The sequence below is a fragment of the Micromonospora sp. DT231 genome (genome assembly GCF_049847025.1).
Lineage (GTDB): Bacteria > Actinomycetota > Actinomycetes > Mycobacteriales > Micromonosporaceae > Micromonospora.
In genome coordinates this window covers 16,822-37,509 of sequence record NZ_JBNCNO010000021.1, presented here as the reverse complement: position 1 = coordinate 37,509, position 20,688 = coordinate 16,822, and the positions used below count along the sequence as shown (strand labels likewise).

Annotated in this window: 20 protein-coding genes; 10 read left to right on the top strand and 10 right to left on the bottom strand. The window is 72.5% G+C overall.

The window, feature by feature from the left end; genetic code table 11:
- The first annotated feature begins 26 nt into the window (after positions 1 to 26).
- The 7 genes from ACPXBU_RS33630 to ACPXBU_RS33600 all read left to right on the top strand — a co-directional run bounded on the left by ACPXBU_RS33630 (position 27) and on the right by ACPXBU_RS33600 (position 4,954).
- Entirely contained in the window at positions 27 to 437 is a 411-nt protein-coding gene (locus ACPXBU_RS33630; RefSeq protein WP_393365887.1) for a hypothetical protein, read from the top strand.
- The gene (locus ACPXBU_RS33625; protein WP_425761247.1) at positions 430 to 1,719 is read left to right on the top strand and encodes a WXG100 family type VII secretion target; all 1,290 of its coding nucleotides are present in this window, start codon (positions 430 to 432) and stop codon (positions 1,717 to 1,719) included. Before ACPXBU_RS33630 ends, ACPXBU_RS33625 begins: the two co-directional genes overlap by 8 nt.
- A 176-nt stretch (positions 1,720 to 1,895) precedes the next feature.
- Positions 1,896 to 2,255 carry a hypothetical protein gene (locus ACPXBU_RS33620; protein ID WP_393365884.1) on the top strand — a complete coding sequence of 120 codons (360 nt, stop codon included), beginning with the start codon at positions 1,896 to 1,898 and terminating at the stop codon, positions 2,253 to 2,255.
- Between the two features lie 154 nt (positions 2,256 to 2,409).
- Positions 2,410 to 3,207: a hypothetical protein gene (locus ACPXBU_RS33615; RefSeq protein WP_393365882.1), complete on the top strand. Its 798-nt coding sequence runs from the start codon at positions 2,410 to 2,412 to the stop codon at positions 3,205 to 3,207.
- Positions 3,208 to 3,240: 33 nt separating this feature from the next.
- Positions 3,241 to 3,582, top strand: coding sequence for a hypothetical protein (locus tag ACPXBU_RS33610; protein ID WP_393365881.1), 342 nt, complete (start codon positions 3,241 to 3,243; stop codon positions 3,580 to 3,582).
- Positions 3,583 to 3,613: 31 nt separating this feature from the next.
- On the top strand, positions 3,614 to 4,021 hold the full coding sequence (locus ACPXBU_RS33605) for a pyridoxamine 5'-phosphate oxidase family protein (protein ID WP_393365879.1): 408 nt from the start codon (positions 3,614 to 3,616) through the stop codon (positions 4,019 to 4,021).
- Between the two features lie 288 nt (positions 4,022 to 4,309).
- Positions 4,310 to 4,954 carry a C39 family peptidase gene (locus tag ACPXBU_RS33600; RefSeq protein ID WP_393365877.1) on the top strand — a complete coding sequence of 215 codons (645 nt, stop codon included), beginning with the start codon at positions 4,310 to 4,312 and terminating at the stop codon, positions 4,952 to 4,954.
- Positions 4,955 to 4,967: 13 nt separating this feature from the next.
- Here the strand turns inward: ACPXBU_RS33600 and ACPXBU_RS33595 are convergent, their stop codons facing one another.
- Positions 4,968 to 6,350 (bottom strand): FUSC family protein, encoded by a 1,383-nt coding sequence (locus tag ACPXBU_RS33595; RefSeq protein ID WP_425761246.1) that lies wholly within the window; start codon positions 6,348 to 6,350, stop codon positions 4,968 to 4,970.
- Positions 6,351 to 6,456: 106 nt separating this feature from the next.
- Between ACPXBU_RS33595 and ACPXBU_RS33590 the strand changes: the two genes are divergently transcribed.
- Positions 6,457 to 7,062 (top strand): hemerythrin domain-containing protein, encoded by a 606-nt coding sequence (locus tag ACPXBU_RS33590; protein WP_425761245.1) that lies wholly within the window; start codon positions 6,457 to 6,459, stop codon positions 7,060 to 7,062.
- Positions 7,063 to 7,200: 138 nt separating this feature from the next.
- Positions 7,201 to 8,298, top strand: coding sequence for an AI-2E family transporter (locus tag ACPXBU_RS33585; RefSeq protein WP_425761244.1), 1,098 nt, complete (start codon positions 7,201 to 7,203; stop codon positions 8,296 to 8,298).
- Positions 8,299 to 8,307: 9 nt separating this feature from the next.
- Here the strand turns inward: ACPXBU_RS33585 and ACPXBU_RS33580 are convergent, their stop codons facing one another.
- Entirely contained in the window at positions 8,308 to 8,958 is a 651-nt protein-coding gene (locus tag ACPXBU_RS33580) for a dienelactone hydrolase family protein (RefSeq protein ID WP_425761243.1), read from the bottom strand.
- Between the two features lie 193 nt (positions 8,959 to 9,151).
- Between ACPXBU_RS33580 and ACPXBU_RS33575 the strand changes: the two genes are divergently transcribed.
- Entirely contained in the window at positions 9,152 to 9,346 is a 195-nt protein-coding gene (locus ACPXBU_RS33575; protein WP_425761242.1) for a hypothetical protein, read from the top strand.
- 48 nt (positions 9,347 to 9,394) lie between these two features.
- Here the strand turns inward: ACPXBU_RS33575 and ACPXBU_RS33570 are convergent, their stop codons facing one another.
- From ACPXBU_RS33570 to ACPXBU_RS33535, 8 genes are all read right to left on the bottom strand, one after another.
- Positions 9,395 to 11,773 (bottom strand): glycoside hydrolase family 65 protein, encoded by a 2,379-nt coding sequence (locus tag ACPXBU_RS33570; protein ID WP_425761241.1) that lies wholly within the window; start codon positions 11,771 to 11,773, stop codon positions 9,395 to 9,397.
- On the bottom strand, positions 11,770 to 12,576 hold the full coding sequence (locus ACPXBU_RS33565) for an HAD family hydrolase (RefSeq protein WP_425761240.1): 807 nt from the start codon (positions 12,574 to 12,576) through the stop codon (positions 11,770 to 11,772). The genes ACPXBU_RS33570 and ACPXBU_RS33565 overlap by 4 nt, the downstream gene beginning before the upstream one ends.
- 60 nt (positions 12,577 to 12,636) lie before the next feature.
- Complete coding sequence (locus tag ACPXBU_RS33560; RefSeq protein WP_393365862.1) at positions 12,637 to 13,101, bottom strand: DUF4442 domain-containing protein; 465 nt, start codon at positions 13,099 to 13,101, stop codon at positions 12,637 to 12,639.
- 63 nt (positions 13,102 to 13,164) lie between these two features.
- The gene (locus tag ACPXBU_RS33555; protein ID WP_425761239.1) at positions 13,165 to 14,145 is read right to left on the bottom strand and encodes a hypothetical protein; all 981 of its coding nucleotides are present in this window, start codon (positions 14,143 to 14,145) and stop codon (positions 13,165 to 13,167) included.
- A gap of 93 nt (positions 14,146 to 14,238) precedes the next feature.
- The gene (locus ACPXBU_RS33550; protein WP_393367064.1) at positions 14,239 to 15,537 is read right to left on the bottom strand and encodes an ABC transporter ATP-binding protein; all 1,299 of its coding nucleotides are present in this window, start codon (positions 15,535 to 15,537) and stop codon (positions 14,239 to 14,241) included.
- A gap of 123 nt (positions 15,538 to 15,660) precedes the next feature.
- Positions 15,661 to 17,871 (bottom strand): bifunctional glycosyltransferase/CDP-glycerol:glycerophosphate glycerophosphotransferase, encoded by a 2,211-nt coding sequence (locus ACPXBU_RS33545; RefSeq protein ID WP_425761238.1) that lies wholly within the window; start codon positions 17,869 to 17,871, stop codon positions 15,661 to 15,663.
- A 15-nt stretch (positions 17,872 to 17,886) separates the two neighbouring features.
- Complete coding sequence (locus ACPXBU_RS33540; RefSeq protein WP_393365856.1) at positions 17,887 to 19,944, bottom strand: DUF5941 domain-containing protein; 2,058 nt, start codon at positions 19,942 to 19,944, stop codon at positions 17,887 to 17,889.
- Positions 19,941 to 20,687, bottom strand: coding sequence for an ABC transporter ATP-binding protein (locus ACPXBU_RS33535; protein WP_357072614.1), 747 nt, complete (start codon positions 20,685 to 20,687; stop codon positions 19,941 to 19,943). The genes ACPXBU_RS33540 and ACPXBU_RS33535 overlap by 4 nt, the downstream gene beginning before the upstream one ends.
- Position 20,688: the final 1 nt, after the last annotated feature.

Below are 20,688 nucleotides of genomic sequence, written 5' to 3'. Positions count from 1 at the left end.
CGAAGCGCGGCGGTGGACTAACCTGAATGCCGCTGACGGTTGTCAACCAGAACGACGGGGATGTTGCCATGGCCGGGCGTACGGAAGTCGACCTGTTGTCCCTCGAGGACTTTCACGATCACCTCGCTTCGCGGTTGAGCCAGGTCGAGTCGGTGCTGCGCAAGCTCAACAACGAGATGCAGTGCCGCCCTCCGGCGTTGGGCTCGTTCTTCGACGCCACCGACAAGGCGCGTCGCTACAGCGAGGTGCACCAGTCCTATGTGGATCAGGCCGAGCGGATCCGGCAGGCGGTGCTTGCCGCGCAGCAGGCCACGGGCACGATTCTGACCAACTACCGCACCGCCGAGGCGCGTAACGCCGCCAACGCCACCGACGTGTCCGCGGCGCTGACCGGGGTCGATCGGGCGTTGCAGCCGAAGGAGAACGGCCGTGTCTGAGTACACCGCGCGCTACCAGGACAGCAGCCACCAGCAGTTGTACGACGGCGTGATGGCCGGCAAGCCGGAGCAGATCGAGGGCGTTGCCGCCCAGTGGGCCGAGCTCAAGGGGATTCTCGACGGGCTCGGCCGGGAGTTGAGCGGCGACCTGGAGAAGCTCGGCAACACCTGGACGGGGTCGGCGGGTCGGGAGTTCCACCGGCGGCTCAGCCTGATCGTCGCCCACTCCGACGCCCTGAGCGACGGGATGTCGGGCATCAAGCAGGGGCTGACCATGATGGCCGACCATCTGCGCACTGCCCACAAGCAGGCGGAGAGCCCCGAGGAGACCGACGACAACGACAAGGCGATCTCCGGCACGATCAAGGGTGCCACCACCTTCGGTCTGCCCGGCGCGATGGTCATGGGCTTCGTGGGTCACCAGCAGGACAAGCAGGAGCAGGAGAAGGCCCACCAGCGGATGGTCAACCTGGTGGCCGAGCTGGCCAGCGGCTACGAGATCTCCGCGTACGACCGGGTGGTCGATCCGCCGCTGCCCGACCCGGACACCCCCAACCGGATCAACACGGAGCCGACGACGCCGCAGAGCGTTTCGGCCGTCGCCAGGGCGAGCGCCGGGCCCGGCAGCAGCAACGTCTCCGCGCACACCGGCGGCGCGACCATCTCGAAGCTTGAGCGCGCCGACCCACCACCTGTCCTCGGTGACGGCCCGGTCTCCGACCGGGGTGGCGCGGGCATCGGTGGCACGCCCGCCGTGGCCACCGGCCCGCTCGGCGCCGGCAGCGACGTCGACCGGGGCGGCACCGTCCTCGCCGGTGCGGATCCGCTGGTCAGCGGCGCGCTGCTCACCGGTGGCGCCGCCGCCGGGCTGGCCGGCCTGTCCGGCGCGGCTCCGGTGGCCACCGCGGCGAGCGCCGGCCCCGGGCTGCTCTACGGGGCGCCAGGTGGAGCACCGGCCGGTGGGGTCCTGCGCACCGCCGCGCTCGCCGGTTCGAGCGGCACCCCCACCTCCTCGGCTCGGCCGTCAGGTGGTGCGCCCCCGGCCGAAGGTCGGTCTGCCAGCGGCATCGGGCGCAGCGTGGACGGCCAGCGTGGCGGCAACGGCGGTCGGGCCGCGACGGGTGGTGTGGGTTCCGGCCGCAACAGCGCCGGCGTGCTCGGTGGGCGGGGTCGGCCGGAGGACGACGACTCCGACGAGCGGCTGACCTGGTTGACCGAGGACGAGATGGTGTGGCACGACGGCGAGCACGCCGCGCCGCCGGTGCTCGGCACCGGCAACTGACCACGACCCGCCGCAGGCCAACGCGCGGTGCCCCCGACCGGATCCGATCCGACCGGGGGCACCGCCTTTTCCGGGTGTCGTTCCCCGTCGTCCACAGTGCGCATGGTGGTGGCGGTCACGCCGCACCGGGCCGTCGCCGTGCTGCGGCACGGCGGGGCAGGCGATAGGTTTGTCGGGTGTCGTCCGCAGTGTTTGTCCGCCCGGCCCGTTGGGCTGTGCTGCGGTCACTGCGTGAGCTGACCCGACTGGCGATCACCGCGCTGGTGCTCGCGGTCGGCCTGGGCGGCGCCCTCGCCGCCTCCCCACCGCCCGCCTCGACGCAGCTACGGCCCAGCGCCGTGAGCAGCCGGGTGGCAAGTGTCCGTCCCGATGCCACGCCGGTCACCGAGCGGGCGGCCGAGCCCGCTGCCGCCCGGCCGGCCGGCACGACGGACACGGCCACGCTTGCCGGGCCGATCGCGGAGGGCCCAGGTCGGGCTCCCGCCGTCGATCCCGGCCGTGGCGCTGTCGCGCGACGCGGCCCACCCACCCGCTGATCCTGGCCCGGTGATCCCCGGGGCCCGGTCCCGGGTTGTCCGTCGCAGCCGCTGAGTCGCCCTCGACGGGATGACCCCGGCGCCCGGCCGACCGCCGCCGTCGGGTTCCTCCTGCCATCCGTCGATACCCGCCTTCGACCGCGAGGTGCTGATCATGCGAACCATCCTCTCCGCCGCCCTGCCCGACCTCTCCCGGGCCGCCGTCATCTGGCTGAGCCTGCTCGTGCTCGTCGCCGTCGCCGTATCCGCCCTGCTGCTGCGGCCCGGCCGGCTCCGCCTCGACCCGGGCGCCCGGATCCGCCGCGCGGCCATGCCGAGCCAACTCGAACAGGCGCACGAGGAGCGGGAGCAGAGCCGCTACGCGCAGGAGGTCGCGGTGGCCGCGACGCGGGCGACCACCACCGCTTCGCGCCGCCGGACGGAGTGGGTGGCCGCGCAGGAGGAGGTCGAGGCGGCCTGGCAGGCGTACGAGGCCGCCGAGGCCGCCGTCCGACGCCTCGACGCGGCAGCCGCCATGCCACTGCCGCAGACCGTCCGGACCCCCGCCGAGTACGCGGACCGCGAGCGCTACCTGCACCGTGCCGCGCTGGACGCGTACTGGCGGCGGGAGTTGTCGGTGGAGCAGCTCAGCGACGTCTTCGCGCACCGCGACGGCTGGGACCCGCGGCTGCACCCGGTCGCGCAGGAACTGGTGCTGCGGCGGGCGATCCGGGACAACCTGGCGGCCCGGCACGCCGCGGCCCGCGACCAGGAGCAGGTTGCCTGGCGGGCGGCCGAGTTGGCCGTCGCGGCGGCCCGCAGTCTGCGCGAGGAGGCCCACGCCGCGACCGGGCGGCGGGTCGCGGAGTCGGCGTCGGTGCTGCCGCTCAGCGAGGTTGCCAAGCCGCTGGTCGAGCAGACCCGGGAGAACAAGGTGACCGCTCGCGGCCGCGCGGCGGTGCCCGCGTTCTGAGCCGTACGGCTTCCGGTGGGTTAGCGTGACGGCATGTCCCGACAGGCGTGGGTCCTCGTGGTGGTCGGCGGCATCCTGGCGATCGCCACGCTTGTCGGCGCCGTGGTGCTGGCGGTGCGTGTGGTGCGTACGCGACGGATGTTGACCGGCCTCGGGGCGGGCGGCAAGGTCGCCTTCTACGGCGCGCTCGTCTACACGATCTTCCCGATCGACATCCTTCCGGATCCGATCTACCTGGACGACATGGGTGTCCTGGCCGCCGCGCTGATCTACCTCACCCGGCTTGTGCACAAGCGTCGGGCCGCCGGCCACCAACTGCCCGCCCAGCCGGAATCGTCGACCGATCGGGAGCGGGCACGCCGTCAGGTGCCATGATCGGGGTCGGTTCGGTGGACAGGGGACGAGCATGGCGGGCGATCATCGGTTGGACGTGCGCGACGAGCGTGTTGTCGCCTTCTGCGCGGAACGTCACCTCGCGACCCTGACCACGATTCGTGCCGACGGGACCCCACACGTCGTACCGGTCGGGGTGACCCTCGATCCGGCGGCCGGGCTGGCCCGGGTCATCACCTCCGGCAGCTCTCGTAAGGCCCGCCAGGTGGCCGCCGCCGGCGCGGCGGGCGCGGCGGTGGCGGTCTGCCACGTGGACGGCCGCCGCTGGCTGACAATCGAGGGCCGCGCGGTGCTGCGGTCGGATCGGGCCGCCGTGGCGGAGGCGGAGCGCCGCTACGCCGAGCGGTATCGGACCCCACGTCCGAATCCGGAACGCGTCGTCATCGAGATCACCGTGACCGGGCTGCTCGGCAGCCTGTGACGTAGCGCGCCGGAATCCCACCCCGCCGGCAGCGGTTGCACCTCATCGGCGACACCCGCACCCAGGGCGCGGCCCGGTCGTCGTCTGGGCCGCCGCAGGCCGGCCAGGGGCTTTGACACACGCCCGGGGGCCGGCGGAATGCCCGCCACCGCGGAGCCGTTGCCTACCCGGTACGCCCAGGGCCGAGACCGGCCGCTGGTCGTCGCCCCGTGCTGAGCCGAGCGCCATTCCCGGTGCTGCTGCCCTCCGACGGTCGGAGGCGCACAACCCCCGAACGGAGACTCGACAATGAACCCGATCATCCAGAAGAGCGGGCTGTCCGTCGTCGGCATGCTTGTCGCCGGCGGTTGCGCCCTCGGCCCGGCGGTGGCCGCCCAGGCCGCACCGGCACCTGCCGCACCGACCTCGTCGAGCCAGACCGACAGGTCCGCCGAGCGGATCCTCGACGTCGACTACCAGGCTCAGCCGAACTTCTTCTACTGCGGCCCGGCCGCGACGCGGATCGCGTTGTCCGCCCAGGGCAAGGCGCTCGACCAGGACGCGGTGGCAAACCTGCTCGGCACCACCGAGGCGGGCACCCCCTCGGCGCTGGACACCACCCGGGTCCTGAACCAGCTGACCGGCGGTAAGTACCGGACCACCGAGATTCGTGACTCGGTGGCCCGCCCGGACCAGGTCGAGCAGCTCCGCCGGGACGTACGGGCAGCGGTGGACGCCGGTCGACCGGTGGTGGCCAACATCAAGGGCACGACCGTGGACACCGACGGCAACCCGCACTCGTACGAGGGCGGCCACTACCTGACCCTCGTCGGCTACCGCGACGGTGGCGACACCATCCGGGTCGCCGACCCGGCCGACCCGGCGCTCGGCGAGTACTGGGTGAGCCTGCCGAAGGTCGCCAACTGGATCGCGGAGCGGGGCTACTCCGCCTGACAATCCGAGCAGGTCACCGGGCCGGTCGCTTCCTCGCGGGGCGACCGGCCCGGCCGTCGTCGCGCATTCGGGCGGCCAGGTGCGCACGACGGCGGACCCGGGCGGCCCGGGTCGGACGGATCCGCCGCAGGTGTCGCCGGACCGGCGGGTGCACCTGGGCTATGCCGACGCCCGCCGCCCGGCGCACGATCCGATTGGCGTCGTCGGGTTCACAACCGGACGCCCGGAGCAGGTCGCTTGCCGACGTCCGCAACCCAGTGACGAGCGACTCGCCGAACGACTTGACCCCGCTCGCGGAGGCTCGCCCGGCCAGCTCGGCGCACTGCTCGACCAACCGACGGGTACGCCGGGGGTCGTCACCGGTCCGGCTCTCCGTCCGCATCTCCGCCACCGCCTGACCCAACCGGCCCATCGCGTCCGGCAGCTCGGGCGGGATCGGCTCGTCGTACTGCAATGCTGTCGACGCCCACCGAGCCAGTGCGCGGGTGTCCAGCAGCAGCCGCTCCAGGTGATCGGCGCTGCGGGCGTACCTGTGGTACTGCTCGCGGCGGTGCCAGCGGGCCGGAGCGATCGTCACCACCTCCTCCGCGCCACTGAGCGCGTCGTGGAGCCGGCCCAGATCGTCGTCGGTGCCACGCAGCTTCTCCAGGACGCGCATCGTCCCGTCGCCGTCGCGCGCCCGCAACGCGGTCGCCAGGTCGCCGAGTTGCGCGCAGAGGGTCGCGTAGATCGGCGCCGCGGCCCGGTCCAGCACCCGCATCGGGTTGATCGGCAACAGCAGCGCGACCACCACCAGGCCGACCACCCCACCAACGAGCGCGTCGAAGATCCGGGGCACCTCCAGCCCTCGTTCCATCGGGGCCAGCGTGGCGATCAGCACGGCGGTACCGCCGGCCTGCCCGACGAGCGGCCCGCCCTTGCCGGCCACCAGCAGCGCGGCGGCGATGGCCAGCGCGACCACCACGCCGGTCTGCCACGGGCCGGAGCCGAGCAGGAAACGCAACGTGTCGCCGATGACGATGCCCAGGGCCACACCGGCCAGCAGCGCGAAGGTGCGCCGGGCCCGCTGTCCGATGGCGGTGGCGATCGTACCGACGGCGGCGGCGGGAGCGAAGACGTGCGATCCGGGGCCGAGCAGATTCTTGGCGAGCAGCGCGGCGATCGCGGCGGCCAGCCCGGCCTGGAGTGAGATCACCAAAGTGACCTCCCACTGCCGGGCCCGGATCCGTCCGGCCTGCCCGCTGCGGCGGCGCACCCGCCGGACCGCCCGGCCGCTCCGCTCGGCGGCGTCGTCGAGCCGCGACTGCTCGCGGTCGGCGGGTGGGCGGTCGTCGGCCATGGCGGCGGTTACCCCGACGACGGCCGGGCAACCGTGCCGGTCGTCCACCACGGGCACCGCGGGCACCACCGGTACCCATCGTCACCCATGGGTTTGTGCAGCCCCGTGGGGGTACCAGGGCCACACACCTCCCACCGATCCGCAACCGGTAAGGGGCCGTCAGATGCGTAACCGAGAGACCACCGACGACCATGACGTCGTCGACATCCTGGTCGCCGACCACCGCGAGGTCGAGGCGCTCTTCGTCGAGTTGGAGACCCGGCAGGGCACCCCCGAGCACCGCCGCCACCTCGTCGACGTGGTGATCGCCGAACTCGTCCGCCACACGGTGGCCGAGGAGGCGTACGTCTACCCGATCGCCCGCAAGGCGCTGCCCGACGGTGCGGAGATCGCCGACCAGGAGATCACCGAGCACGCCGACGCCGAGCGGACCATGAAGGAACTGGAGGCCGTCGACCCGTCCGACCCCCGCTTCGACGAACTCCTCGCCCGCCTGACCAGCACGATTCGACACCACGTACGGGAGGAGGAGAACGAACTCTTTCCTCGCCTGCGCGCCGCGACCGCCCGGGAGGAGTTGATCGAGGCGGCCGACCGGGTGGCGACGGTCAAGAAGATCGGCCCGACCCGGCCCCACCCGGGCGCACCTGACCATCCGCCGGCGAACCGACTGCTCGCCCCCGGCATCGGTCTGGTCGACCGGATCCGCGACGCGCTGAGCGGCCGGCCCAGCTCGGTGGACGAGCTACCCGGGAGGCAACAACACTGACGCCGCGCGCTCCGCGAACGCCCACCCGGTAGACGCCGGCCGGCGTACGATCCGCGCGGGCAGCGACCAACGCAGCGGTACGGGTGTCAGCGCGCCACCGGTTGGGTACCGACCTCGCCGAGATCGAGGAGGACCGACATGGCCGCAGACGGACCCGAGGCGACAACAGGCGGCCCCGGGCCGCGCCAGACCTGGGCGGCCCTGCCCTGGCTGGTCCGGACCGCCGTGTCGTGGAGCGCCTGCCTGGTGGTGGTCATCGCCGGTCTCTACCTCCTGGGCAAGATCGCCGTCCTGCTGGCACCACTGGCCATCGCGCTGGCCGCCACCATCTTCCTCACCGCGCTGCTCGACCCGGTGTTGCTGTTGCTTCGTCGGCTGCGCCTGCCGGCGGCGCTGGCCGCGCTGTGCACCGTACTGCTGCTGCTCGGCATCCTGGTCGGTGTCGGCGCCCTGGTGTGGAATCTGACGGCCAGCCAGTTCGACCAGCTCAGCCAACAGTTGACGGAGGGGGTCGAGCGCAGCCGGGACTTCGTGACGTCCACGCTGCCGGTCAGCGACGCGCAACTGGACCGGCTTGTCGACCAGGCCCGGGAGGGCCTCAGAGGCAGCTCGCCGGACCCGGTGGCCGGCGCCCGGACCGCCACCGAGGTGTTCGGCTCCGCGCTGCTCGCCCTGGTGCTGCTCTTCTTCCTGCTCAAGGACGGCCGGTCGATGTGGCACTGGGTGCTGTCGCGGGTGTCCGGCACGAACCAGCCGGTGCTGGCCGAGGCCGGCCGGGCCGGTTGGCAGACGTTGGGCGCGTACAGCCGGGGCACCATGCTCATCGCCGCCATCGACGCGCTGGGCATCGGGTTGGCGCTCGTGGTGCTGCGGGTGCCGCTCGCCCTGCCGCTGGCGCTGATCACCTTCCTCGGCGGTTTCGTGCCGATCATCGGGGCGACGGTGGCCGGCGCGGTCGCCGTGTTGGTGGCACTGGCCGCGAAGGGCCCCACCACCGCCCTGCTCACCCTGGCCGCCGTGATCGCCGTGCAGCAGATCGAGGGCAACCTGCTGGAGCCACTGGTCATGAAGCGACAGGTCCGGCTGCACCCGGCGGTGATCCTGGTGGCGGTCACCGCCGGCACGCTGATCGCGGGGATAGCCGGCGCGTTCGTCAGCGTCCCGATCACCGCCGTCCTCTGGCGCGTCATCGACACCGTCCAACAGCGTCGCGCCGCCTCCGCCCTCACGTCCTGAGGGTGATGGTCAGCGCAGCTTCGTGGTGAACCACGCGCCGGCCTGCTCGGCGACCTGCTCCAGGGTGCCGGGCTCCTCGAAGAGGTGGGTGGCGCCCGGGACCACCCGCAGCTCACCGACCTCCCCCAACTCCGCGAGCGCCCGCTCGTTCAGCGTGATCACTTCCTCGTCCAGGCCCCCCACGAGCAACAACGTCGGGGTACGCACCTGGGCCAGCGCCGCGCCGGCCAGGTCCGGCCGGCCGCCCCGACTGACCACGGCGCCCACCCGATCCGCGCGGGACGCCGCCGCAACAAGGGCGGCGGCGGCACCCGTGCTGGCACCGAACAGACCGATCGGAACGTCACCGGCGGGCCGCTCGACCGCCAACCAGTCGACGATCCCGGCCAGCCGGCTGGCCAGCAGTCCGATGTCGAACCGCAGCTCGGCGGTGCGGGCGTCCACCTCGTCCTCGGCGGGGCTGAGCAGGTCCACGAGCACCGTCGCGAGCCCGCGGTCGTGAAGCGTACGGGCCACCGCCACGTTGCGCGGGCTGTGCCGGGAGCTGCCACTGCCGTGCGCGAAGAGCACCACACCGACCGGCTGAGCGGGCAGCATCAGGTCGGCGGGGAGCGCAACGTCCCCGACCGGGATGGTCACCGTGCCGCGGTGCTCGTCCATGTCCCCACCTCCGCGGTGCTCGCCGGTGCTCCGGGTACCCCGCCCGCCGCTCGGCACGCCCGTCGGCGGCCGCGTCGGTCCGGGCCGTGGGCACGCGGCCGGGCCGCGTTTGCCCGCTAGGGCGCCGGGTACGCGACGAGCGACCGCAGCCCGTGTCGGCGCAACCGCGCCCCGACGGATCGCGAGGATCGCCATGGCCAAGCAGCAGATTTCCCAGCAGCAACAGCTGACCGAGCGGACCCAGCGGGAACAGGACGCCGAGCGCAATCAGGACGTCGGGGATCAGGATTTCGGGGACCAGGCCGCCTCGGCCCGGCTGCCCGACGACCCGAAGGCGGCGGCGCCCCGGGACGCGATCGGACGGCCGTCGACAGGCGAACCCGTCTGACGTGACGTGGTGGTGCCGGTCGGGGCGGGAGCACTCCCGCCCCGACCGTCACGTCACGTTCGCGCGTTCGGGCAACCGCAGCAGCGGTGACCTGCCCGGTGGCTGCTCGGGCGGCGGGCCGGCCGGCTCGGCCGGCGGCACCGGCACCGTCACCGGTTCGTCGCAGGTCACCCGCAGCACCTGGTCGTGGTGGCGCAACTCCACCACGTCGTCCGGACCGCCGTGCCGCAGCGAGTACGTCGTCTGGTGCGGGCGGACATCCACCCGCAGCGCCAGCCCCCGCCACTGCAGCGAGAACTCCAGCCGGCTGAGTCGGCTGGAGAGCCGGGGCGCGAAGGACAACTCGCCGTCGTGGTCCCGGAGCCCGCCGAGCCCACTGACCAGGGCGAGCCAGGCGCCGGCCAACGACGCCATGTGTACGCCGTCACGAGTGTTCTCGTTGAGGTCGTGCAGGTCCATCAGGGCGGCCTCGCGCAGGTAGGTGTGCGCGAGTTCCGGGTGGCCCACCTCGGCGGCGAGCACCGCCTGCGTGCAGGCCGACAGCGACGAGTCGCGGACGGTGCGGCGCTCGTAGTAGAGGAAGTTGCGGACCTTCTGCTCGGGGGTGAACGCGTCCCCCCGCCAGTGCATGGCGAGGACCAGGTCCGCCTGCTTGACCACCTGCTTGCGGTACAGCTCGAAGTACGGGTAGTGCAGCAGCAGCGGGTATTTTTCGGCCGGGGTGTGCGCGAAGTCCCACTCCTGCAGCCGGGTGAAGCCCTCGACCTGCTGGTGCACGTCGAGTTCCTCGTCGTAGGGAATGTGCATGGAGGTGGCGGCGTCCCGCCAGCTCGCCGCCTCCTCGTCGGTGACCCCGAGGTGGAACGCCTCGTCCCGGTAGCGCATCACGACGTCGGCGGCCGCGAGCAGGTTTCGTTGTGCCATCAGGTTGGTGTAGATGTTGTCGTTCTTCACGGCGGTGTACTCGTCCGGGCCGGTGACACCGTCGATGTGGAACTGGCCGTGCCGGTCGTGGTGGCCGATCGAGCGCCACAGCCGGGCGGTCTCCACCAGCAGCTCCAGCCCGATCTCCCGCTCGAACTGGGTGTCCTCGGTGACCATCACGTAGCGGCGCGCGGCGTCGGCGATGTCGGCGGCGATGTGGAAGGCAGCCGTGCCAGCCGGCCAGTAGCCGGAGGATTCCGGTCCCTCGATGGTCCGCCAGGGGAACGCGGCACCCCTGAGGTTGAGCGTCTCGGCGCGCTCCCGCGCGGAGTCCAGCGTGCTGTGCCGCCACTGCAACGCGCTGCGCACCGCGCTCGGCTGGGTGTAGGTGAGCACCGGGAGCACGAACATCTCGGTGTCCCAGAAGGCGTGCCCGTCGTAGCCGGGGCCGGTCAGCCCCTTCGCCGAGATCGGCCGTTGCTCGGCCCGCGCCCCGGCCTGGAGCACGTGGAAGAGACCGAACCGCACCGCCTGCTGCACCTCGGGGTCACCCTCGACGAGCACGTCGGAGGCGTCCCAGAACGCGTCGAGGTAGGTGCGCTGCTCCCGGTGCAGGCCGTCCCAGCCGTCCAGTCGGGCGCCGGCGAGCGCCGCGCCGACCTGGTCGCGCAGCGCGGGCAGCGATCGCCGACTCGACCAGCTGTACGTCAGATACTTGATCACCCGTAGCTTCTCGCCGGGCTTGAGCACGCAGGCGATCGTGGTGCGTACCCAGTCCTGGTAGCCCTCGGACTCGATCGTGGTGCGGTCCGGGCCGTGCACCTCGTGCTCCATCGCGGCGGCGACCCGCAGCCCGGAGACCTTGGTGCGGTGGATCAGCTGCCCCCCGTCCGGGGTGGTCAGCTCCTCCTCGGCCTGCAGTGGTGACTCCAGCACCGCGGCGACCCGGGGATCCTTGCTCTGCGCGGGCAGCGACTCGTTGGCCACCAGCTCGGACTGCACGATCAGCCGGAGCGGGCCGTCGACGGCCTCCACCTCGTAGCTGATCGCGGCGACCGACCGCTGCGTGAACGAGACCAGGCGGGTGCTGCGGACCTTTACCTCCCGGCCGGCTGGCGAGCGCCAGTGCAGCTCCCGGTGCAGGGTGCCGGCCCGCATGTCGAGGATGCGCTCGTGGGCCAGCAGCTCCCCGTATCGCACGTCGAGTGGTTCGTCGTCGACGAGCAGCCGGATCAGCTTGCCGTTCGTGACGTTGACGATCGTCTGCCCGGACTCGGGGAAGCCGTAGCCGGCCTCGGCGTACGGCAGCGGGCGCAGCTCGTAGAACGAGTTGAGGTAGGTGCCGGGCAGCCCGTGCGGCTCGCCCTCGTCGAGGTTGCCGCGAAGCCCGACGTGCCCGTTGGAGAGCGCGAAGACCGACTCCGACTGGGCCAGCACGTCCATGTCGAGCCGGGTCTCGCGGACGTGCCACGGCTCGACCGGATAGGCCCGCTCCCGGATCACGCGCGGTCCCGTTGGGTGCTCGGTTGGTGCGCGGCGGCGGTGCGGGGCGGCCCCGCCGACTCGGCGGCGTCGAGCAGCTCGGCCAGGTCACGTACCACGATGTCGGCGCCGTGCGCGAGCAACTCGTCGGCCTGCCCGACCCGGTCGACGCCGACCACGTAACCGAAGCCGCCAGCACGGCCGGCGGCCACGCCGGAGAGCGCGTCCTCGAAGACGGCGGCCCGCGTCGGGTCCACGCCGAGCAGCCTGGCCCCGGCGAGGAACGTGTCCGGTTCCGGCTTTCCGCGCAGCCCTTCGGCACGCGCCACCAGCCCGTCGACGCGGGCCTCCAGCAGCGGCGCGAGCCCTGCCGCGGCGACCACCTCGCCTCCGTTGGCGCTCGCGGTCACCACCGCCCGGCGCAGCCCGGCGGCGGCTGCCGCTTGCAGGTAGTGCACCGATCCGGGGTAGACCTCGACGCCGACGTCGTGCAGGTGTTTGAGCAGCAGCACGTTCTTGCGGTTGCCGACGCCGTTGACGGTGTCGGCGTCCGGTGGGTCGTCCGGGGTGCCCTCGGGCAGCACGATGCCGCGGGAGGCGAGGAACGACCGGACGCCGTCGGCGCGGGGTCGGCCGTCGACGTAGCGGTTGTAGTCCGGCCCGGGATCGAAGGGTTGGAACGGTTCGCCGGAGGCGGTGGCACGCTGCCGGAGGAACTCGTCGAACGTCTGCGTCCAGGCGGCGTTGTGCACACGGGCGGTCTGCGTCAGCACACCGTCCAGATCGAAGAGACAGGCGGTCACGTGAGCGGGTAGGCCCAGCACGGTACGAATCTATCCACCCCGCTGGGCCGGCAAACCCGTTTCGGCCTCCTCGACACGGTTTCAGTTGGGTCGCAGCGTCCAGATCACCGTCAGGGCCGAGGTCGGCGTGCCGTCCTCGGTCGTGATCTCCACGTCGACGCCGAACTCCGGCCGCCGGCCGGACTCGAACTCCTCGATCACGTCGAGGGCCGGCCGGCCGAGCCGGGCGGTGGCCCGCACCGGGCCCATGGCGAGCTTGCGGTAGGCGATCTCGGCGCGGACGGCGAGCGGCACGGCCCGGTCGAGCAGGTGCCCGAAGGCCGCCAGCACGACCGCGCCGGAGGCCGTCTCGCCGAGGGTGAAGATGGCGCCGGCGTGCGGGCCGCCGACGTGGTTGTGGGTGGCCGGCGAGTCGGGCATCCGGACGACTGCCCGGACCCCGCCCGCCGCCTCGGGCGCCACCTCGACAAATTCGAAGCCGAGGGTACGGGCGAAGGGCACCGCTTCGAGCATGCCGGCCGCCACCTGGCGGGAGTCGATTGTCATGAGCTGACGTTACTAGCCGGTAACGTGGCCGGCAACCAGGACTTTTCCGCTTTCGCCAGGCCGTCAGAGGTTGGCGATCGTCCGCAGGATCTCCGCGTAGAAGTTGCCGTCGATGCTGCGGAAGAACGCGAAGTCCTGGCCCGGGTCGCCGAAGAACGGGCGCAGCGTCCACGCTAGTTGGGTGCCCACGAAACCGAAGAGCAGGATCCAGATGTAGAGCAGTGTCATGCTCGCCGGCCGCTGCGTCGGCTCGCCGCGTCGGAGCGAGCGGTCATTCCACGAGGGCGGGTAGCCGGGCGGCAGCGTGCTCGCGGCACCCGCGGGCTGGCCACTCCACTGGGCCGGCACGTGCGCCGGCGCGGCGGTCGCGCCGTTCGGGGTGGGTTCCGCCACCGCGACCGCGGTCGGTGCGGTCGCCGGCTCGGCACTCGCGCCGGCGACCGGAGCGGCTGCCGGCGTCGAGGCGGCGGGCACCGCGGCCGGTACGGCCGGGGCCGGGGCGTTGGCGGGCGCGTTCACCTGGGCGTTGGCGGGCGACGGCGCGAGCAGGCCGTTGTCGTTGAGCACCTGCATGCCGCTGGTCAGGAAGCGCAACCCGACAAGTGCCGACAGGGCCAGGATCGCCACGTTGAGCAGCTTGAAGAACCCGTAGTCGTTCGCGGTGATCAGGAAGAAGAGGCTGATCGGCGCGAACGCCACCGCGAGCATCGAGGTGACGGTGATCGCCACCATCACCAGCGCCAACGACTGCCGCACCGAGAGCCGCGCGCCGAAGACCAGGTTGAACAGGTAGAGCGTGGGCAGGCAGATGGTCAACGTGACCAGGAACAGCAGGGGCAGCTTCAGCGCCGAGGTCAGCGCCATCAGCGGGCTGTGGAAGAAACCGAGCACCGCCCCGTAGCAGGCCAGCGCGATGGCGGAGCTGGCCAGCATCCGCCCGGTCAGCTTGTTCAGGTCACGCTCGGCCACGATCTGCTGCCAGATGCCCTCGCGGTCGCGCAGGATGCGCTCGATGACGAGCGGGCTGGGACGGTCACCCGACACGGGCGCACCCCTTTCGGTGGTCTGTCACTGTGGACTGGGTGGGCAGACGGTAGGGCACCCGGGACTCGGCCGCCACCCTGCTCCGGCGAGTCGTCAGCGCCAACCCACGTCGATCCGGGCGCCCCGCTCGTCGAAGAAGTGCAGCGCATCCATCCGCACCGAGACGGCGAGCGGGTGACCGGCGCTGACCGCCGGGTACGGCGCCAGCCGCACCGCCAGCTCCGCCGGGCGGCGGTGGTGCCGGCCCGGATCGGGAAGCACGCTGGTCTGGGCGCCGCTGCTCGGCGCCTCCTGCGGCTCCACGGGCTTACCGGTGAGGCGCTGCATCACCGAACCGAACCGCCGCAGGCCACGCTGGCCCACCGGCGGCGGGTCGAGCGGAGCGCCCATCTCGTCGACCATGATCGCGGTGGCGCCGATGTCGAGGAACGCCAGCGACTCGTGCCCGTGGTGCTCCAGGTAGCGGATCCGCCCGCGCAGCACGTCGCCCGGGCTGTCCGGTGCGACAGGGGTGAGCGCCTCGGCCCGCATGCCGACCACGATCCGCTCACCGTGGTAGTGCGCCACCGCCCGACTGCGGATGTCGTTCCAGGGCAGGTAGAGCGACTGGTCCCCGAGGTTCAGCGTGACGTACCGGTCGAGGTGGACGTAGACCGACGCCTCCAGCAGGTTCATCCGCGGGCTGCCCAGGAAGGCGGCCACGTAGAGCGTCGCCGGCCGGCCGTACACCTGGGTGGGTGTGCCCACGTCCTGGAGGACACCCTTACGCATGATGGCCACCCGGTCGGCCATGGTGAGCGCCTCGGCCTGGTCGTGGGTGACGTAGACGGTGGTGACACCCAGCTCCCGGGTCAGGCCGGAAATCTCCGCGCGCAGCTCCGCACGCAGGCCGCTGTCCAGGTTCGACAGGGGCTCGTCCATGAGGAACAGGCCGGGCCGACGGACGATCGCCCGGCCCATCGCCACCCGCTGCCGCTGCCCACCGGAGAGCTGGCCAGGCTTGCGGGCCAGCACGTCACCGATGCCCAGCGCGCTGGCCACGTCACCGACCCGCTCGCCGCGCGGCTCCGGCTCCACACCGGCCAGCCGCAGGGGAAAGGCGATGTTGTCGCCGACGGTCATGTGCGGGTAGAGCGCGAAGTCCTGGAAGACCATGGCGATCTTGCGGTCCCGGGGCGGCAGGTCGTTCGCCAGCTCTCCGTCGAGCAGGACCGCGCCGCTTGTCGGCTCCTCCAACCCGGCGATCATCCGCAGAACGGTGGACTTTCCACAACCGGACGGCCCGAGGAGCACCATGAACTCGCCGTCGTTAACATCAAGATTGATGCTGTCGACGGCCATGGTGCCATCCCTGAATACCTTGGTCACATCCTTGAGCGTGACGGTGCTCACCGTCGTCCCCCCCAGTTGGTCGGCCGAACCCCTGAAGACTGTGACCAGGATCATTGCTTTAGGACATCGGGTAAACGTCCTATGTTCAGCCGGTGACGCCGCTATTAAGCGACAAAAGTCCGATCAGCAACGCGCGGACCGCTCATCCGGCTCACCGAGGAACACCTGACGCACCACCCGCTCCGCCGCGTGCCCATCGTCCAGTGTGCAGAACCGGCCCCGAAACCGCGCACGGGCCTCGGCCGCCGCGTCCGACCGCACCGCGCCGGTCCGAAACAGGTCGAGCAGATCGTCGAAGGTGGCGGCCACCGCGCCCGGCGGCTCGGCCGTCACGTCGAAGTAGACACCGCGGGCCAGCCGGTACGCCTCCCAGTCCGGGGCGTACAGCACGATCGGCCGGTCCAGCACCGCGTAGTCGAACATCGCCGACGAATAGTCGGTGACCAGCACGTCCGCCACCAGGTAGAGATCCTCCACCCGCTGGTGGCCGCTGACATCACGGACCCGCTCCCAGTCCGCCGGCCGACCGGGACGCCGATCGCGGTCGTGGAAGTAGTGACTGCGCATCAGCAGCCGGCCCGAGTCACCGAGCGCCCGCACGAACCGGTCCGGGTCGAACGGCGGCCGGTAGCCGGGCAGGTGCTCGCGGTGCGTCGGGGCGTACAGCACGACCTGCTCGTCGGGGCCCAGGCCGAACTCCGCGCGCAGTCGGCGCACCTCGTCCGGGCCTGCGGTGACCAGGCGGTCGTTGCGCGGGTAGCCCACCTCCAGGGTCGTGTACGAGGCCGGGTACGCCCGGTCCCACATCTGGGTGGAGAAGCTGTTCGCGCTGACGCTGTAGTCCCAGCGGTCCACCCGGCGCAGCAGCCCGGCGAAGTCCATCCGTCCCGCGCCGATCGGGTAGCGCTGCTGATCCAGCCCCATCACCTTCACCGGCGTGCCGTGGTGGGTCTGGAGGTGCACCTGCTCGGCTCGCTTCCGGACGAAGTCCGGGAAGTTGACGTTGTTGACCAACCACCGGGCGCGGGCCAGCACCCGGTAGTACGCCGGGGTGCCGGCGACCACGTACTCCACCCCGGCCGGCACGGCGTCCACCCGGTCCCGACGCACGATCCACACCCCGCGCACCCCCGGCGCCAACCGGCGGGCCACCTCGTAGATCGCCGCCGGGTTGCAGGAGTAACCCCGGTACCAGTAGGCGGCGTACACCGCCAGCGTCGGATCGACCGGCCGCCGCAGCTCGGCCCGGTAGTACTCGCGCAGCAACCCGTCGCGGGTCAACCGAGCGCCGCGCCGAGCGACCGGCCCGACCCGACGCCGGGCGGTGCGCACCTGCCGGCGGGCGGTGTCCCGGGCCCGGCTCGCGGCCCGCAACGCGCTGAAGGTGTGCCACCGGCCGGACGCGACGAGCCGGTGCTTGATCCCCTCCACCCCGTCCGGCACGGGATAGCCGCCGGGCGGCAACCAGCGTTCGTAGTCGGCGGTGATCTGCGCGAAGAACGCCGGCCGCAGCTCCGGGGCGATCCGCTGGCCGTTGCCGAGCACGGTCAGGTAGTGCCAGATCATCCGCTCGAAGACCGCCGGTCGCAGGGCGTCCGTCGCCGACCCCCACGCGTCCATCAGGTGGAAGACCCGGTGCCACTGGGGGAAGACCTCGAAATGCCGGTCCCCCCGGGTCCGGGTGATCGCGCCGGCGCGGCGTTGCCGGTAGTTGACGCAGACCCGGTCCAGTACGCCGATCCGCTGCGCCGCCATCAGCACCGGGTAGCTGAACGAGACGTCCTCGTACCAGCCGGGCGCGAAGCGCAGCCCCAGGTCGGTCAGGAACTCCCGGCGGACCAACCGGTTCCACGCGGTGTGCAGCAGGCGCATCGCCGCCGGCCGCTCCCGCAGCCGGAACGTGTCCGTGCCGGGCGACTCGGGGAACACCTCGGCCATCGCGCTGCGGGTGGCGGTGTCGTTCCAGTGGGTGCGGACGTGGTCGACGAGCAGCACGTCCGGGCGGGTCGCCCGCAACCGCTCGGCGACCTCCGGCAGGCACTCCGGCGCCAGCCAGTCGTCGCCGTCGAGGAACCACACGTACTCGCCGACGGCCCGGTCCAGCCCGATGTTGCGGGCCGGACCGAGGCCGACGTTCTGCGGCAGCCGGACCGCACGGACCCGCCGGTCGCGGGCCGCGTACTCGTCGATGATGTCGCCGCTGGCATCCGGCGAACAGTCGTCGACGGCGATCACCTCGATGTCGGTCTCCGGCTGACCGAGGATGGAGTCCAGGCACTCGCGCAGGTATCCCTGCACCCGGAAGGCCGGCACCACGAAGCTGATCAGGGTCATCCGGCCGTCCCTCCGTCAGCGTGGCGCGGCACCTCCGGCGCCCACCGGCGCGACGAGCGCCCGCGCGCTACGGGCCGGTCGGACGAACCAGGCCAGGACGACGCTCACCACGAAAACCACGAGAAGGTACGCACCGAGTGTAGCCAGCCCGATACCCGCGATGCCGGCAATCGCCGCGAGGGCCAGCAGCACCGACCGCCCGTCCCAGCCCAGCGTGGCCGCGTGCAGCGGTGGCGCCGCCTGCCGCTTCTCCAGCCGAGCGGTCAGGTCGTAGTGGTGCACGGTGAGCACGAAGACGTACCCGAAGATCAGCCAACCCGGCACGTCGCCGACCACGCCGACCGCGATGGCGAACAGGTACTCGGCCGCCCGCAGCGCCGCCGGCACCAGCCAGTCCAGCGGCCCGTTGTGCGCGGCCCCGGCACCCAGCCCACCGACAAGCAGCACCAGCAGCGCCACCGGCACCGCCCAGCGCAGCCCGTCCGGCGCGTCGCCCAGCAGCGCCACGACCAGCAGCACCGCCGGGCCGAGCGCGGCGATCACCGCCAGGGTGAGCGGCCCCATCGGGCGGACCACCGGCAGCCGCCGGGCCAGCGGCCCGTCGTCGCGGTGCAGGGTGGCGTCGACCGTGTCCAGCACCGGCACCCACATCCAGCGGGCGCGCAGCGTCCGCAGAGCCCCGGTGTACGCGAACGCCAGCACCCCCCAGACCAGCACCGCGATCAGGCTGACAAGCGGGTTGAACAGCGCCACGGTCAGCGCGATCAACGCCCAGCGCTCGCCGATCGGAAAGACCACGGTCCGCTTCAGCCAGTACGACACCGACCCGGTGTCCGCCTGCACCCGGGTCGACGCCGCGTTGAGCCGGTCGCCGATCCCGCCGCTGGCGCTCGCTGCCGCCCGGGGCCGACGGGCCGCCTCGTCGTGCAGCACCCCGTACCAGGTGTCGGTCATGTGCCGGACGGTCTGCAACGTCATCGCCGCGATCGCGAGCGCCCAGCCGTTGCCCAGCCCGGCGTGGCTCACCCCGAAGCCCAGGCCGGCGTAGACCAGGTATTCCTTCGCCCGGTCCGCCATCGTGTCCAGCCAGCCACCCCAGGCGCTGAAGTGCCTGGTGTAGCGGGCCAACTGCCCGTCCACGCAGTCCAGCACGAAGCCGAGGTAGAGCAGCACCGCGCCGCCGACCAGGGCGGGTCGCCCACCGACGCCGAACAGCACCGCCGCGGCCAACGCGAACAGCACCGAGATCGCCGTGACCCCGGTCGGGGTGAGCCGGAGCCGGGCCGACAGCCGGACCAGGTACGGCGACCAGGTGCTGACGAAGTAGGTGGAGAAGAAGTCGTCCTTCTCCTTGACCGACAGCCGCAGTTCGGCCCGGTCCTCGTCGACGGCGGTCACCGCCGCCTCGGCAGCCGCCAGGCCGGGCGCGTCCGCGACCCGGTGCGCGACGAGCAGGCGTACCCGCTGGGCGAAGATCAGGGTGCCGAGCGCCGCGAGGCCCGCGACGAGCCGGTCCACGGCGGACCCGGGGCCGCCGGCTACCGGCCCGCCGGACCCGGCTCCCCCGGTCGCCGGCAGCGGCGCGACGTCGCCGGCCGGGCCGATCGGGGCGGCGACCGGGAGCGTGCCGCCCGCGGCGGCCCGGGCGGCGGCGGCAAGCGTCGGCAGGTCGTCCACGCCGACCCGCAGCGCGCCACCGAACACGCCAGTGGCGTCGCCGTCGAGGGCGTCCAGTGGGCCGGCGTCGACCACCTGGCCGCGTTCCTCGCGCACGGCGGTCCGACCGGGCACCGGCGGGTCGGTCAGCACCAGCGCCACCGTCGGCCCGACCGGGCTGGTGGCCAGGTGCCGCAGCACCGCCGTGTGGGCGACCAGGTCCGCGCCGGTGATCAGCAGCGGGCCGTTGGCGGCGTCGGCCAGGGCGGCCAACTCGTCGAGGTCACCGGCGAACCGCACCTCGTCCGCCCCGGCCCGGCGCAGTTGGGCGGCCAGCCGCTCGGTGAGCGGCTCGCCCGTCGACGTGGTCAGGCCCGCCGCGGGTGTCCCGGCGGCGAGCACGATCGCGAGCGTCACCGCGGAACCGCGGCGTGGTACGCGTCGAGCGCCTCGGCAATGGTGCCGTCGAGCGTCAACCGGCCCGCGTCGAGGTACAACCCCCGACGGCAGAACCGGGTCAGGTCCTTTTCGTTGTGTGACACCAGCACCAGCGTGCGCCCCTCCCCGAGCAGACGATCAATCGTCGCGTAGCACTTCTTGCGGAACTCCGCGTCTCCGACCGCGGTCACCTCGTCCATCAGCAGGATCGGGTGCGGCAGGTGCGAGATGATCGCGAAGCCCAGCCGCACCTTCATCCCCGACGAGTAGTGCCGCACCGACGTGTCGATGGCACCCTGCACCTGCTCACCGGCGAACTCGACGATCTCGTCGAAGTGCCGCCTCAGATAGCCCGCCGACAGCCCGTGCAGACCACCGACCAGGTGCAGGTTCTCCCGCCCGGTCAGGTCGTTGGAGAAACCGGCCGACAACTCCAGCAACGGCGCCACCGCGCCGTGCACCCGGATGCTGCCCTCGTCCGGGATGAGCACCCCGGCGATCAGCCGCAGCAGGGTGCTCTTGCCGGTGCCGTTGCGGCCGATCACCCCGACGGTCTCGCCCGGCTCGACGGTGAACGACACGTCGCGCAGCGGCCAGAACTGGCCGGGCAGGGCACCGCGCCCGCCCCGGTGGATGAACAACTCCCGCAGCCGCAACTGCCGGCGCCGGTTGCGGACGAAGCGGATACCCAGGCCGTCGGCCTCGATGATCGGCGCGGCCACG